Below are 13,260 nucleotides of genomic sequence, written 5' to 3'. Positions count from 1 at the left end.
TGTTCAAGGAAAGCACATGACTTTAGAAAAGACCGCTTTTTTTCCTAATATTTCTCGTTTTACTTCATTGGCTGATGCCGCTGACCTTGCTATTCATAAACTTGCCGAACATCACCCTGAAGCGTTAGGGCAATGGCAAGGACAAGACAGAGAAGAACTACGTTCAGTTTTAGGCTTAAGTGATTTTATTTTTTCGTCATTAGTGCAAGATCCTGAATGGCTAACTTGGCTACTTCATCATCGTCAGCATCTTCAATCTATTGATTACCGCCAGTGCTTATCTGAGCAGTTAAATGATGTAAAAGATGAAAACCAATTAATGCATGTGTTAAGGCAATTTCGTCGTCGACAAATGTGTCTTATTGCTTGGCATGACTTTATCAATGTAGTCCCGTTAGATCAGAGTTTAGAGGATTTATCACAGCTTGCTGAAGCGCTGATCATGGAAGCGTACCATTGGTTATATCGTCAATGTTGTGTTGATTGGGGCACACCAATGAACGCAAGCGGTGAAGCTCAACCTATGTTGGTATTAGGTATGGGTAAACTGGGGGGAGGAGAGCTAAACTTTTCTTCCGATATCGATCTTATTTTTACCTATCCAGAAAATGGTGAAACGCAAGGTGGACGTCGAAGTCTTGCCAATGCGCAGTTTTTTACCCGTCTAGGACAGAAGTTGATTAAAGCGTTAGATCAACAAACTTATGATGGTTTTTGTTATCGCGTTGATATGCGTTTACGTCCTTTTGGGGACAGTGGCCCATTAGTGATGAGCTATGCTGCACTTGAAGATTATTACCAAGAGCAAGGACGTGATTGGGAACGTTATGCGATGATCAAAGCGCGCGTTATGGGAAAAGAAAGCTTTAGCCAGTACCAAGAATTACGTCAAATGCTACGCCCCTTTGTTTTTCGCCGTTATATCGATTTCAGTGCCGTACAAGCTTTGCGTCGAATGAAAGCGATGATCAGCAGTGAAGTAAGACGTCGAGGACTTAGCAATAATATTAAATTAGGCGCCGGTGGGATCCGAGAGGTTGAATTTATTGCCCAGTCATTTCAGTTGATCCGTGGTGGACGTGAACCGAGTCTGAGAGGACGAGGATTACTGCCAACTTTATCAGCGATGAGTGAGTTAGGTTTATTGCCATCACAAGGGGTGGCGGTGTTAAAAGATGGCTATTGTTTCTTGCGCCGTTTAGAAAATTTACTGCAAGCAATCGACGATAAACAAACGCAAACGTTACCAGATAAAGCAATTGATCAAGCGCGTTTAGCGTGTGCAATGGGATATGCTAATTGGGCTGCTTTAATCCAAGATGTCGAATCACATATGTCTGCAATTCACTTGATTTTTGAAGATATCATCGGTGTGGAAGAGCAAGATGATCAAGCAAGTGTCGATGCTCAATACCATGAAATGTGGGCAATGGTACTCAATTACGAAGTTTTACTTGCGATCCTAGCTGAACTAAATGAGCCAGCATCAATTGAGTTAGCAGAGCACTTAATTGGTTTTAAAACTGAGCTATCTAAACGTACATTGGGCCCTCGTGGGCGCGAAGTGTTAGCTCGTCTAATGCCCGAAGTGTTATCGCAAGTTGTGATGCGCGATGATGCAACTCAACTGTTACCGCGTTTAACCAAACTGATCATTCGGATTGCAACGCGTACCACTTATCTTGAACTATTGGTTGAACACCCAGCTGCTTTACAGCAATTAATACGACTTTGTGCAGCAAGCCCAATGGTTGCGAATCAACTGGCGTTATATCCACTTTTATTAGATGAATTACTCGATCCACAGCACCTTTATAAGCCGACAGAACTCACCAGTTATAAAGACGAACTGCGTGAATATCTTGCTCGTATTCCAGAGGAAGATATGGAGCAGCAAATGGAGGCGATTCGACAATTTAAACAAGTTCAGCTATTGAAAATAGCCGCGGCTGACATTGCAGACATTTTACCTGTGATGAAGGTCAGTGATCACTTAACTTATTTAGCTGAAGCGATTGTTGATGCTGTGGTGAACCAAGCATGGTTACAAATTGCTCAGAAATATGGTGAGCCGAGCCATTTAGTTGAACGACAGGGGAAAGGGTTTGGTGTTGTAGGCTATGGCAAAGTCGGTGGTTGGGAGCTTGGCTATGGTTCTGATCTTGATTTGGTCTTTATGCATGATTGTCCTGATAATGTTTATACCAACGGCCCTAAAGAAATAGATGGTCGCCAATTTTATTTACGTCTAGCGCAACGGATCATTCATCTATTTTCAACTCGAACTGCATCCGGTGTATTATATGAGGTTGATATGCGGTTACGTCCATCAGGCGCTTCAGGGTTATTGGTCAGTACTGTCACCGCGTTTGCTGATTATCAGCAGCAAGATGCGTGGACATGGGAGCATCAAGCGCTTGTTCGTGCTCGTATGATTTATGGTGACCAACAATTGCAGCACGCCTTTGCCGATGTTCGTCAGCAGATATTATCCATACCTCGTCAACGAAGTGAATTAACTAAAGCCGTTGTCGAGATGCGCCATAAAATGCGTGATCATTTAGGTAAGAAAAAAGCGGGAATGTTTGGTTTAAAACAAGATAAAGGTGGTATCACCGATATTGAATTTCTAGCCCAATTTCTTGTGTTAGTGAATGCTGCTGAGCAACCTGACGTAACCCGTTGGTCCGATAATATCCGTATATTTTCATCAATGACACAAGAAGGCATTATTTCCACTGAGGATGCAAACTTACTCCAGCATGCTTACTGTGAAATGCGTAATGAAACGCACAAGCTTAATTTATTAGGATCAGATGCGTTTGTATCTGATCAACAATTTGTTGAGCTACGAGAAAATGTAGAAGCGATCTGGCAGCAAATTTTAGAGCCAATCAATATTGATGATAATTAACTGAATAACATTGTCCTGATGCATCTTGATTTTAGTTTATGCTAGTATTTGAGCGTTTTCACATTCCCGGAGAGAAAAATGAAACTGACCCTTCCTGATTATAACCAAGCTGGTGTCTTGATCGTTGGTGATGTCATGCTAGACCGTTATTGGACAGGTCCTACAGGACGTATTTCACCAGAAGCGCCAGTACCTGTTGTTAAGGTTGATCAGATTGAAGAGCGCCCGGGCGGTGCCGCTAACGTTGCAATGAATATTGCAGCATTAGGCGGACATGCAAAATTAATAGGTTTAACGGGCATTGACGAGCAGGCGAAAGCACTGACTGAGAAGTTGTCTTCACTGAACGTTTATTGTGATTTTGTTTCGCTTCCTAACTATCCTACAATTACCAAACTTCGTGTAATGAGTCGTGGACAACAGTTGATCCGCTTAGACTTTGAAGAAGGTTTTCATAATGTTGATCCCGCGCCGATCATCGCGCGTATGAAGCAATCATTAACGGATGTGAAAGCCGTCATTTTATCTGATTATGCGAAAGGTGTATTAGAGCACGTTCAAGGTATGATCCAATTAGCGCGCGAAGCGAATGTGCCTGTGTTAATTGATCCAAAAGGTTCAGATTTTGAACGTTACCGTGGCGCCACGCTACTTACACCGAACTTATCTGAGTTTGAAGCGGTAGTAGGTAAAGTCACGTCAGATGAAGACTTAGTTGAGAAAGGTTTAGCCCTTATTGAAAAGTTTGATTTTGAAGCATTGTTAGTCACTCGCTCTGAGCATGGTATGACGTTACTTGAAAAAGGCGGTGAGCCTTTACATATGCCAACGCAAGCGCAAGAAGTGTATGACGTAACGGGTGCTGGTGATACGGTGATTTCAGTACTTGCCGCTTCATTATCTGCAGGTAAATCGTTATCAGATGCTTGTAAATTAGCGAATGCTGCTGCTGGTGTCGTTGTCGCGAAACTAGGCACATCAACCTTATCTACTATTGAATTAACGGATGCTATTCATGGTAGTCAAGACAGTGGCTTTGGGGTTATCTCAGAGCCTCAATTAATTCAAGCCGTAAAGTCAGCACGAGCTCGTGGTGAGACGGTAGTTATGACGAATGGTTGTTTTGATATTTTACATGCCGGCCATGTTGCTTATTTAACTGAAGCTGCAAAATTAGGCGATCGTTTAATTGTTGCGGTGAACTCTGATAGCTCAGTGAAAGGCTTAAAAGGCCCTGGTCGTCCAGTAAACCCAGAAGATCGTCGTATGGCTGTATTAGCAGGTCTTGGTGCCGTTGATTGGGTGGTACCGTTTACGGAAGAAACACCACAGCGTTTGATCAGTGAAGTACTTCCGAGCATTTTGGTGAAAGGTGGCGATTATAAACCTGAAGAAATTGCAGGTGGTAAAGAAGTTGAGGCGGCTGGTGGTCAAGTACTGGTACTTAACTTTGAAGACGGCTGCTCTACGTCAAAAATAATTGAAGCGATCCGTGGTGGTCGTGGATAATAAGTTATAGCGACAAAAATTGCAGATAATAAAAAAGCGCCTTTAGGCGCTTTTTTATTTTTGATGATTAAAGCTTATTGTTTAATTAAGCCTTTATTTATATCAACAATATCTTGCTCACTCAGGGTACCTACTGCTTGTTTAAGCTGTAGTTGTGCAAGAATGTAATCATAACGAGCATTAGCCAATAGGCTGTTGGCTGAATAGAGGCTCTTTGTTGAGTCAAGAACATCAACAATGGTACGCGTTCCTACATCAAAGCCAGCTTCTGTTGCTTCTAAAGCTGATTTAGCTGAAATAACTAGCTGTTTGTATGCTTTTATTGAACCCGCAGCGGCATGAATGTTGTTGTAATAGTTACGCACATCTTTCACAACCGTACGGTATTGACCTTCAAGCTCTTCACTAGAGGCGACATAAGCGTATTGTGCCTGTTTTACTTGAGAGCTGACATTACCACCAGAGTAAACTGGAAGGTTTAATTGAATTCCTGCAGTTAGAGCACCCTCATCTGGATTTGGATTGTTTGGTCCGGACTTATCGTATTTATAACCCGAAGTAAACGACAACGTTGGTAGGTGCCCAGACTCAGCAAGTGAAATATTGTCTCTTGCGATATCTTGGCCAATTCTTGACGCCAATAATGATAGGTTGTCTGTCTCAGCTGTTTTTACAAACGTATTGGGTTCTTGTTGTAATGGGCTTACAGAGAAAGTTTTGGTGTTCAAGGTATCTAGAGAGGTGTACTCATGACCAGTGATTGCACGCAGCTCTTCATAACTATTTGCGACTGCATTTTCTTTTAGAATTACATCAGCAGCAACTTGATCGTATTGTGCTTGGGCGTCATGTACATCAGTAATGGCAGATAGACCCACTTCAAAGCGTTGCTTCATTTGTTCAAGCTGTCGGCCAACAGCTTTCTTTTCTGCCTCACCAAAACTTAGATCGTCTTTGGCTTTTAAAATATTAAAGTAAGCCTCTGCTACACGAAGAATTAAGCCTTGCTGTTCGGCTGCATATGCGGCATCAGTTTGACGTGCTGTTTTTTCTGATACGTCTAAACCAATCCAGCTTGCGCGATTGTAAATCTCCTGATCAAGCTGAAGACCACCAACAAATCCATCGGTATTGTTTTTTGCATCTAAATGGAAAGTATTATATCCGGCAGTTAAATTAATTTGGGGTAGCAATACACTACGGGAAGAGTTGATTGCTTCAAATGCTGCATCTTTATCTGCCGCAGCTTTTAGAAGTTGTGGATCATTTTGTTTTGCTTGCTGATAAATTTGAGCGAGATCATCAGCAAGAGCTGATTGACTTAGTGAGCCAAATGCAAGGCTGATAACGATTGGAAGCAATTTTTTCATGGATGCCTTTCCTGGTCTTGCTGACAAAATAGGAGCTAAAAATATAATTACAAACTGTAGTTTACCTTAACATGCCTTGCTTGAAACTGATCATTGCAAAAATTTACGTAAATATGATGGTTTATTTTTTATTTATGGTGGTTGATATTTACACTTTTATCAATTTGATTTAAAAAAAATGTAATCTTTGTTAATTTTGTTGAAGTTAATCATTGCTGATAATCTGATTGAATGAAAAGATAGCCAACCTTCTCTGTTTGTTATAGTTACCTGTTAATTATTGCGAGCTAGCGCACTTTATTTATATAAGGGAATAATGATGAGCAAAAATGAGAAAAGTCCACTGCAGTTTGGTGTGGATGATGTAAAAGTTGAGGCGAAGGATATTGTCTACAATGGCTTTTTTAAAATGGTGAAATACCGTTTTCGTCATAAACTCTTTGCGGGCGGATGGAGCGATACGGTCAACCGAGAAATGTTTGAACGTGGGCATGCCGCCGCCTTATTACCTTATGACCCTGTCACTGATGACGTGGTTTTAATTGAACAATTTCGTGTCGGTGCGATGGCGGCTGGATGTGAGCCTTGGCAGTTCGAAATTGTCGCGGGCATGATTGATCACCAAGATGAATCTGCAGAAGATGTCGTTAAACGAGAAGCGGTTGAAGAGGCGGGGTTAACAGTCACTGAACTTCAAAAAGTGACGCGTTATTTATCAAGCTCTGGTGGTTGCTCTGAAATGCTGGATATATTCGTAGGCACTGTTGATAGTACAATAGCGAGTGGTATTCATGGTTTAGCTGAGGAAAGTGAAGATATTCGTGTTCATGTTGTTTCAAGAGCACAAGCCTATCAGTGGGTAGAATCTGGTAAAATTGAAAATGCTGCCTCGATTATTGCCTTACAATGGTTACAGCTGCATTATTTACAGTTACAGCAATAGGCCAATAAAAGGTTAAAACTATTTAAAGGATTTTATCATTGAACTCTCGATATACTGTCGACTTATCAAGCCTAATGCGCTTGTACGAAACCAATTATGCTAAGTTGCTCCCGTTATTACCTCGTAGTGACGAAGTAGGTGATGAAAGGTTTTATCGAGTATGTGATGATATATATCGCCTAAAAATCATAGAATCCACACGCTATACTACGATGATTTCTCTAGGATTAAAGAGTGATCAAGATGTTGTCGATTATTTATCGCCAGTATTAACAGTAAGGCTTTATCATGATGCTAGAGTCGCAGAAGTGTGTTCCGCTCAACAGATTTCTCGTTTAAAGCCAATATATGATTATCCTAACTTGCGTATGCATCAGAAAGATGAGAAACATCAAGTAAATCGTTTTTTAGGCGATTGGTTAAACCATTGTTTACGCCGTGGGATCAGTAACCAATCTGTTTGTTAATTGTTTTTGATTGATTAAAAGACAAGGTTTTTGACGTTTTGCAGACCTATTCGCTGCCACAGACGAACCCTGATAGTGTGGTTCTTCTTCAAATTACAGACACTCATTTGTTTGCCAATGAATCAGGCGCTCTGCTTGGTGTGGCAACTCAACAGAGCTTTCATGCCGTACTTAATGCGGTAGATGCTTCTACGCGTAAATTTGATGCAATTGTAGCAACGGGAGATATTTCCCAAGATCACACCCCAGATTCTTACCAACGTTTTGCAGAAGGCATTGCTCGTTGGGAACAACCGTGTTTTTGGTTACCGGGTAATCACGATTACCAACCAACAATGGCATCAATATTACCTTCTGAACAAATTAAAGATTGTGAACAAATATTGGTCGGTGATCATTGGCAAGTTGTATTACTTGATAGCCAAGTTGCTGGTGTGCCACATGGCGAATTATCTCATCATCAATTAGCATTGCTAGATCATGCTTTATCGCTATACCCTGAGCGACATGCTTTGGTATTACTCCATCATCATCCTTTACCCGCTGGGAGCGCATGGCTTGATCAACATCAGTTACACAATAGTGATGCATTTTGGCAGGTCATTGATAAACATACTCAAGTTAAAGCTATTTTATGTGGACATATTCATCAAGAGTTGGATCGTATTCATCGTGATGTCAGAGTGCTAGCTACACCTTCGACGTGCATTCAATTTCTTCCTGATTCTGATGATTTTGCATTAGATCAAGTAACCCCAGGTTGGCGTTATTTAGAATTAACCGCGACAGGGGATATTATTACCCAGGTTGAGCGTCTTGAAGGTGATGTATTCCAACCAACTTTTGATTCAGCAGGGTATTAATGGCATCACTACTTATTTATCTACACGGCTTTAATAGCTCGCCACAATCACTAAAAGCTCAGCAAATGGCGCAGTATTGTGCAGTTCATCGACCTGATATTAAGGTTGTGATACCGCAATTACCTAGCTATCCTGAAGAAGCGCAGACTTATCTTGAAGAGTTGATCCTTCGCTTTAAAGACGAGTACAAGATAGGTTTAGTAGGGAGTTCATTAGGTGGATATCTATGTACTTGGTTAAGTGAACGGTTTGCTTTACCAGCGGTATTAATTAACCCAGCAGTAAAACCTTATGAGTTGCTAGTTGATTATTTAGGACCACAGCAGAATCCATATAGTGGCGAAAATTATGTACTTGTTCCCCAGCATATGGCGCAATTACAGCAATTAGATGTGGTGACAATAAATGCTCCACAACACTTTTGGGTGCTATTACAAGAAGGTGATGAAGTATTAGATTATCGCCAATCAGAGTTGAAATATGCTGAATCAAAATTGACTGTTGAGCCTAATGGGGATCATAGTTTTGTCAATTTTGAACGATTTCCTGCGTCAATTATCCAATTCTTAGAATTATAACTGTTAGAATACTGCCATGTTTAGCATTCGTGAGTGGCTATGTGCCGCGATATGTTTTCTGATATTGCTTATATTTCTATGACATGTTCCATCTGATGTTCTTGTAAATAACATCATTACTCACAGTCATGAGCCTTCATGTGTCCCAGAACTTGACATATAGCGCTGGGTTACTGACTATTATTTTCAAAACTTTCCCGTAAATTTCCGTGATATGACAGATCAAAGCTATAACGCTGGAGCCATTGAGGTTCTTAATGGCCTTGAGCCAGTACGCCGCCGTCCCGGTATGTATACCGATACGGCTCGACCTAACCACTTAGGTCAAGAAGTTATCGATAACAGTGTCGATGAAGCATTGGCTGGACATGCCCGTAAAGTTGAAGTGATTCTTCATGCCGATCAATCATTAGAGGTGGTTGATGATGGTCGTGGTATGCCTGTTGATATTCACCCTGAAGAAGGTGTATCAGGGGTTGAACTTATTTTATGTAAGCTTCACGCAGGTGGTAAGTTTTCTAGTAAAAATTACCAATTTTCAGGTGGTTTACACGGGGTAGGTATCTCGGTTGTAAATGCCCTTTCTAAGCGCGTTGAAGTCACGGTAAAACGTGATGGTCAGGTTTATCAAATTGCCTTTGAAAACGGCGATAAAGTTTCTGAACTTGAAGTGATTGGTACCTGTGGTCGTCGTGCTAAAGGTACTCGTGTTCATTTCTGGCCGGATGCAAAATATTTCGACAGCGCCAAGTTCTCAGTTTCTCGCCTTAAGAGCAATCTAAAAGCTAAGGCAGTGCTATGCCCGGGTTTAGAGATTGTTTTCACTAATAAGATCACTGATGAAACTATTCGTTGGTGCTACGAAGATGGCCTTAAAGATTACCTTGCAGAAGGTGTTAAAGGTTATACCTTACTGCCAGAAGAGCCATTTACTGGCGTATTTAGCGCACAAACGGAAGCGGCTGATTGGGCACTATTGTGGCTACCTGAAGGTGGTGAACTGATCACTGAAAGCTATGTTAACTTGATCCCAACAGCACAAGGGGGTACTCACGTTAACGGTTTACGCCAAGGCTTGCTTGATGCTATGCGTGAATTCTGTGAGTTCCGTAATTTATTACCGCGTGGTGTAAAGCTCACGGCTGATGATATTTGGGAACGCTGTGCGTATGTCCTGTCGGTAAAAATCCAAGACCCACAATTTGCCGGTCAAACCAAAGAGCGTTTATCGTCACGTCAATGTGCTGCATTTGTTTCAGGTGTGGTGAAAGATGCCTTTAGCTTATGGCTTAATGAACGCCCACAACTGGCTGAACAACTGGCTGAAGTGTGTATTGCTAATGCCCATCGTCGTATGCGCGCCAGCAAAAAGGTTGTCCGTAAGAAGATTGCTTCAGGTCCAGCACTGCCAGGTAAATTAGCGGACTGTTCACAGCAAGATCTTAACCGCACTGAATTATTCCTAGTAGAGGGTGACTCGGCAGGTGGCTCTGCGAAACAAGCACGTGATCGTATGTATCAAGCAATCATGCCACTTCGCGGTAAGATCTTAAATACGTGGGAAGTATCTTCTGACCAAGTTCTTGCATCAGAAGAAGTACATAATATTTCAATTGCGCTCGGTATTGATCCCGATAGTGAAGATTTGAGTGGGTTACGTTACGGTAAGATCTGCGTACTTGCCGATGCGGACTCCGATGGTCTTCACATTGCTACCTTGTTGTGTGCGTTATTTATGAAGCACTTTGAACACCTAGTCCGTGCTGGGCATGTGTTTATTGCTATGCCGCCGTTATACCGTATCGATTTAGGTAAAGAGGTTTACTACGCCCTCGATGAAGCTGAGAAAAACAGTATTCTTGAACGCTTGAAAGGCAAGCGTGGCAAGGTTAACGTACAGCGATTTAAAGGTCTGGGTGAAATGAACCCATTGCAATTGCGTGAAACGACTATGGATCCTAATACTCGTCGTTTAGTGCAGTTAACGATTGATGATGACAATGAAACCAATGAAATGATGGACATGCTACTCGGTAAGAAGCGTGCAGAAGATCGTCGTCATTGGTTGCAAAGCAAAGGCGATATGGCTGAAGTGTGATCAGCTTTTTATTCTATTTCATCTGTTAGTGATAACTGGCAGATAAGCAAAATTAAAGACGGATTATCTAACGATGACTGATGTCTCAATGGATGGCGTTGAACAACTTCCTCTTAGGAAGTTTACTGAAGACGCTTATTTAAATTACTCCATGTATGTAATCATGGATCGTGCTTTACCGTTTATCGGTGATGGTCTTAAACCCGTACAGCGCCGTATTATTTATGCGATGTCTGAGCTGGGTTTAAGTGCAACGGCAAAATATAAAAAATCAGCCCGTACAGTGGGTGATGTATTAGGTAAATATCACCCTCATGGTGATTCTGCCTGTTATGAAGCCATGGTATTGATGGCACAGCCTTTCTCTTACCGTTATCCGTTAGTAGATGGGCAAGGTAACTGGGGGGCACCTGATGATCCTAAGTCATTTGCTGCGATGCGTTATACCGAATCACGTTTATCACGTTTTTCTGAAGTATTGCTGTCTGAGTTAGGTCAAGGCACTGCAGATTGGGTACCAAACTTTGACGGTACAATGCAAGAGCCTAAGATGTTACCTGCACGTCTGCCGCATATTTTGCTTAATGGCGTGACGGGTATTGCTGTTGGTATGGCAACCGATATACCACCGCACAATGCGCGTGAAGTTGCCAATGCTGCAGTACACATGATTGAAAACCCAAAGGCGGATCTTGATGCGCTAATGGAGTTTGTTCAAGGCCCTGATTACCCAACAGAAGCGGAAATCATTACCTCTAAGGCTGACCTAAAGAAAGTTTATAAGAGTGGCCGAGGCAGCATTAGAATGCGCGCGGTTTGGCACAAAGAGAACGGTGATATTGTTATTACCGCATTGCCACACCAAACGTCAGGTGCAAAACTACTTGAGCAAATTGCTAGCCAAATGCGTGCGAAGAAATTGCCAATGGTTGAGGACTTACGTGACGAATCCGATCACGAAAACCCAACTCGTATTGTGATTGTGCCACGCTCTAACCGCATTGATTGCGAGCAGTTGATGAATCACCTGTTTGCTTCAACAGATCTTGAAAAGAGCTTCCGTGCGAACTTGAACATGCTAGGTCTAGATGGTCGTCCACAAGTAAAAGGTTTAGTGGAGATTATTGCTGAATGGCTTGAATATCGCCGTACAACAGTACGTCGTCGTTTACAGTACCGTTTAGATAAAGTGAATGCGCGCTTACATATCTTAGAAGGTTTACTGGCCGCTTACCTTAACATTGATGAAGTGATTGAGATCATCCGTAATGAGGAAGATCCAAAAGCAGAATTCATGTCACGTTTTGGTTTATCAGCGATTCAAGCAGACGCAATTTTAGAAATTAAACTGCGTCAATTAGCCAAGCTTGAAGAAATTAAGATCCGTGCTGAGCAAGACGAATTAGCCAAAGAGCGTGAGCAACTAGAAAAGTTACTGGGCTCTGAGCGTCGCTTAAATACTTTAATTAAGAAAGAAATTCTCGCTGATGCAGAGAAGTATGGTGATGATCGCCGTTCGCCATTAGTTGAACGTGAAGAAGCGAAAGCATTAACTGAACGTGACTTGATCCCAAGTGAGGCGATCACAGTTGTACTATCAGAGAAAGGCTGGATCCGTCATGCTAAAGGCCATGAGGTAGATCCAAGCTCGCTAAATTATAAGTCGGGTGACAGTTACCTTGCGCATGCTCGAGGTAAGAGTAATCTGCCTGCGATTTTCTTAGGCTCTGATGGACGAAGTTATGCGTTAGAATCACATAGCTTGCCATCTGCACGTAGCCAAGGTGAACCTATCACGGGGCGTTTAAATTTAACCCCAGGCACAAATATGCGCCAAGTGTTAATGGCAGAAGACGATCAAATTTGGTTAATGGCATCGGATGCAGGTTATGGATTTATCTGTAAGAGCACAGATATGGTATCGAAAAATAAGAGCGGTAAAGCCTTATTAACGGTACCTGAAAATGCTGCTGTGCTGCCGCCACAGCCTGTTGCTGATATTGAGAATGATCAGATATTAGCCATTACCAATGAAGGTCGAATGTTACTGTTCCCAATTAAAGATTTACCGCAACTGGGTAAAGGTAAGGGTAACAAGATCATTAACATTCCATCTGCACGTTCAAAAGCGCGTGAAGAATTCTTATCCTACTTAACGGTAATTAGTGCAGATACCCATGTCACTCTTTATGCAGGTAAACGTAAACTAGGATTGAAACCGTCGGATCTCTATAATTTCCGTGGTGAGCGTGGGCGTCGAGGAGCGATGTTACCTCGAGGTCTACAGCGAGTGACACGCATGGAGATTGATTCACCAAACGAGCAATCTTCCGGTATTCCATCGGAATAGTTATTTCTGATGAGATATTCAAAGCCCTCACATTGAGGGCTTTTTTGATCTAAGTTGTGTGTATCGTTTCTATTGATAAGCGAATAATAAGTGAATAAAGAATACACATAAAACGTGTATTTTCTCTTGCTGTGAGTATACTAGCGAACGCTTGTACGCTGAGGAGAG

At 42.0% G+C, this 13,260-nt stretch carries 9 protein-coding genes; 8 read left to right on the top strand and 1 reads right to left on the bottom strand.

The genetic code is table 11. The annotated features are described in order from the left end of the window. Nucleotides 1–16: 16 nt before the first annotated feature. Both glnE and hldE read left to right on the top strand, forming a co-directional pair. Nucleotides 17–2,914 carry a bifunctional [glutamate--ammonia ligase]-adenylyl-L-tyrosine phosphorylase/[glutamate--ammonia-ligase] adenylyltransferase gene (gene glnE, locus SKA34_RS13570; protein WP_006646104.1) on the top strand — a complete coding sequence of 966 codons (2,898 nt, stop codon included), beginning with the start codon at nucleotides 17–19 and terminating at the stop codon, nucleotides 2,912–2,914. 78 nt (nucleotides 2,915–2,992) lie between these two features. Continuing rightward, nucleotides 2,993–4,423, top strand: a complete 1,431-nt coding sequence (gene hldE, locus SKA34_RS13565) for a bifunctional D-glycero-beta-D-manno-heptose-7-phosphate kinase/D-glycero-beta-D-manno-heptose 1-phosphate adenylyltransferase HldE (RefSeq protein ID WP_006646103.1) — start codon at nucleotides 2,993–2,995, stop codon at nucleotides 4,421–4,423. Nucleotides 4,424–4,497: 74 nt separating this feature from the next. Here the strand turns inward: hldE and tolC are convergent, their stop codons facing one another. Then, complete coding sequence (tolC, locus tag SKA34_RS13560) at nucleotides 4,498–5,793, bottom strand: outer membrane channel protein TolC (protein ID WP_006646102.1); 1,296 nt, start codon at nucleotides 5,791–5,793, stop codon at nucleotides 4,498–4,500. Nucleotides 5,794–6,112: 319 nt separating this feature from the next. On the opposite strand from tolC, the gene nudF reads away from it, so the two are divergent. The 6 genes from nudF (at nucleotide 6,113) to parC (ending at nucleotide 13,092) form a co-directional block, all read left to right on the top strand. Further along, nucleotides 6,113–6,736 (top strand): ADP-ribose diphosphatase, encoded by a 624-nt coding sequence (gene nudF / locus SKA34_RS13555; protein ID WP_006646101.1) that lies wholly within the window; start codon nucleotides 6,113–6,115, stop codon nucleotides 6,734–6,736. 38 nt (nucleotides 6,737–6,774) lie between these two features. Next, nucleotides 6,775–7,203, top strand: a complete 429-nt coding sequence (locus tag SKA34_RS13550; protein WP_083784408.1) for a DUF1249 family protein — start codon at nucleotides 6,775–6,777, stop codon at nucleotides 7,201–7,203. 38 nt (nucleotides 7,204–7,241) lie between these two features. Further along, nucleotides 7,242–8,066 carry a 3',5'-cyclic-AMP phosphodiesterase gene (gene cpdA / locus SKA34_RS13545; RefSeq protein ID WP_006646099.1) on the top strand — a complete coding sequence of 275 codons (825 nt, stop codon included), beginning with the start codon at nucleotides 7,242–7,244 and terminating at the stop codon, nucleotides 8,064–8,066. After that, a complete protein-coding gene (gene yqiA / locus SKA34_RS13540; RefSeq protein WP_006646098.1) occupies nucleotides 8,066–8,644 on the top strand; it encodes an esterase YqiA in 579 nt (192 codons plus the stop codon). The genes cpdA and yqiA overlap by 1 nt, the downstream gene beginning before the upstream one ends. A gap of 214 nt (nucleotides 8,645–8,858) precedes the next feature. Continuing rightward, nucleotides 8,859–10,742, top strand: coding sequence for a DNA topoisomerase IV subunit B (gene parE / locus SKA34_RS13535; protein ID WP_006646097.1), 1,884 nt, complete (start codon nucleotides 8,859–8,861; stop codon nucleotides 10,740–10,742). A gap of 73 nt (nucleotides 10,743–10,815) precedes the next feature. After that, nucleotides 10,816–13,092, top strand: coding sequence for a DNA topoisomerase IV subunit A (gene parC, locus SKA34_RS13530; protein ID WP_006646096.1), 2,277 nt, complete (start codon nucleotides 10,816–10,818; stop codon nucleotides 13,090–13,092). The last annotated feature ends 168 nt before the right edge of the window (nucleotides 13,093–13,260 follow it).

The sequence above is a fragment of the Photobacterium sp. SKA34 genome (assembly GCF_000153325.1).
In the GTDB taxonomy this organism is placed as follows: Bacteria; Pseudomonadota; Gammaproteobacteria; order Enterobacterales; family Vibrionaceae; genus Photobacterium.
Note: the sequence above shows the minus strand (reverse complement) of the source record. Positions and strands in the feature narration are given on the sequence as shown.

Coding starts and splice junctions, on each gene's coding strand:
- glnE (WP_006646104.1), top strand. CDS start 17: ATGACTTTAGAAAAGACCGCTTTTTTTCCTAATATTTCTCGTTTTACT.
- hldE (WP_006646103.1), top strand. CDS start 2,993: ATGAAACTGACCCTTCCTGATTATAACCAAGCTGGTGTCTTGATCGTT.
- tolC (WP_006646102.1), bottom strand. CDS start 5,793: ATGAAAAAATTGCTTCCAATCGTTATCAGCCTTGCATTTGGCTCACTA.
- nudF (WP_006646101.1), top strand. CDS start 6,113: ATGAGCAAAAATGAGAAAAGTCCACTGCAGTTTGGTGTGGATGATGTA.
- yqiA (WP_006646098.1), top strand. CDS start 8,066: ATGGCATCACTACTTATTTATCTACACGGCTTTAATAGCTCGCCACAA.
- parE (WP_006646097.1), top strand. CDS start 8,859: ATGACAGATCAAAGCTATAACGCTGGAGCCATTGAGGTTCTTAATGGC.
- parC (WP_006646096.1), top strand. CDS start 10,816: ATGACTGATGTCTCAATGGATGGCGTTGAACAACTTCCTCTTAGGAAG.